The sequence below is a fragment of the Microbacterium testaceum genome, from assembly GCF_001476285.1.
Classification (GTDB): domain Bacteria; phylum Actinomycetota; class Actinomycetes; order Actinomycetales; family Microbacteriaceae; genus Microbacterium; species Microbacterium testaceum_B.
The window spans coordinates 1-1569 of sequence record NZ_LDRU01000140.1 but is presented as its reverse complement, the minus strand read 5'-3'; the positions used below and the strand labels follow the sequence as shown (position 1 = coordinate 1569).

Below are 1569 nucleotides of genomic sequence, written 5' to 3'. Positions count from 1 at the left end.
CACCCGAATCCCGTCCCACCCGAATCCCGTCCCACCCGAATCCCGGAGGAACCCACATGACCCAGCTCGAGTCGAAGGGAGTGGCGACGTCGGCGAAGCGGACGTTGCAGGGCTCCCTCGGTGTCACGGCGATCATCTTCATGGTGGTCGCCGCCGCCTCGCCGCTCACCGTCGTCGGCGGCGCCGGACCCCTCGGCATCCTGATCGGAAACGGGGTGGGTTACCCCGCTCTGTACGCCGTCAGCGCCGTCATCCTGCTGCTGTTCGCCGTCGGGCTTGCAGCCATGACGCGGCACGTGCCCCGCCCCGGCGCCTTCTTCACCTACATCGGCTACGGGCTGGGACGCCCGTCCGGCCTGGCTGCGGCATGGACCGCCATCCTGACCTACACGACGATCCAGGTCGCGGTGTACGGGTACGTCGGCTACCTGCTCGAGATCACCGTCGTGTCGGTGGGCGGACCCGACCTCCCGTGGTGGCTGTACGCGCTCGCCACCGTCGCCCTGGTCGGGGTGCTGGGGTACCGCCACATCGACCTGTCCAGCAAGGTGCTCGGCATCCTCCTCATCGCGGAGGTCGCGATCGTCCTCGTCCTCGTCGGCGCGGTGGTCGTGAACGGCGGTCCGGAAGGACTGAGCCTCGCACCCTTCGAGCCCGCGAACATCGCGAGCGGCTCGCCCGGAGTGGGGCTGATGTTCGCGATCGCCGCGTTCATCGGCTTCGAGGCCACCGCGATCTTCCGCGACGAGGCGCGCGACCCCGACCGCACGATCCCCCGGGCGACCTACGGCGCGGTCATCGGCATCGGAGTGTTCTACACGCTCTCGACCTGGGGGCTCGTGATGGCCTGGGGTCCGAACGGCGTCCTGGCCGCCGCCGCGGAGAACCCCGCGACCCTGATGCTGCGAACCGTGGCGATCTACCTCGGCACGGTCGGCGAAGTCGTCGTGAACGTGCTGCTGCTGACGTCGATGTTCGCGTGCGTGCTGTCGTTCCACAACGTCCTGACGCGCTACCAGCACGCGATGTCGACCGCCGGAGTCCTCCCCGACTCGGTGTCCGGTGTGCACGCGCGCCACCTCTCGCCGCACGTGTCCTCGCTCGTGCAGACCGCTACCGCGGGCGTCCTCCTCGCTGCGTTCGCCCTGCTCGGACTCGACCCCCTGCTGCAGGTGTTCACCTGGCTCTCCGGCGTCGCCACCGTCGCCATCGTCGTGCTGATGGCGGTGACCTCGATCGCCGTGATCGTCTACTTCACCCGCAATCGGCAGGACCGGCGCCCGTGGAACACGGTGATCGCTCCGGCCCTGGGTTTCGTCGGGCTCGCGATCTCGGCCGTCGTGATCGTCGCGTACTTCCCCGTGATGGTCGGCGACGTCGATGCCGAGGGTGCACCCACCTTCGGCGCCGTCACGTGGGCCCTGCTCGCCCTCGTGGTCGCGGTCCCCGCGTTCGGGTACGTCCAGGCCGCCTGGATCCGCCGTCGCCGACCCGCCGCCTACGCCAAGCTCACCGACGCCATCGCCGGGTGATTCCGGATGCCGCGGCCTCGGCGCCGCGGCATCCGTC

General features: G+C 69.9%; 1 protein-coding gene. It reads left to right on the top strand.

The window, feature by feature from the left end:
- The first annotated feature begins 56 nt into the window (after window positions 1-56).
- On the top strand, window positions 57-1532 hold the full coding sequence (locus NS283_RS17915) for an APC family permease (protein ID WP_058598199.1): 1476 nt from the start codon (window positions 57-59) through the stop codon (window positions 1530-1532).
- The last annotated feature ends 37 nt before the right edge of the window (window positions 1533-1569 follow it).

Bases quoted from the DNA above. Each gene is read 5' to 3' on its own strand.
- NS283_RS17915 (WP_058598199.1), top strand. From the start codon at position 57: ATGACCCAGCTCGAGTCGAAGGGAGTGGCGACGTCGGCGAAGCGGACG.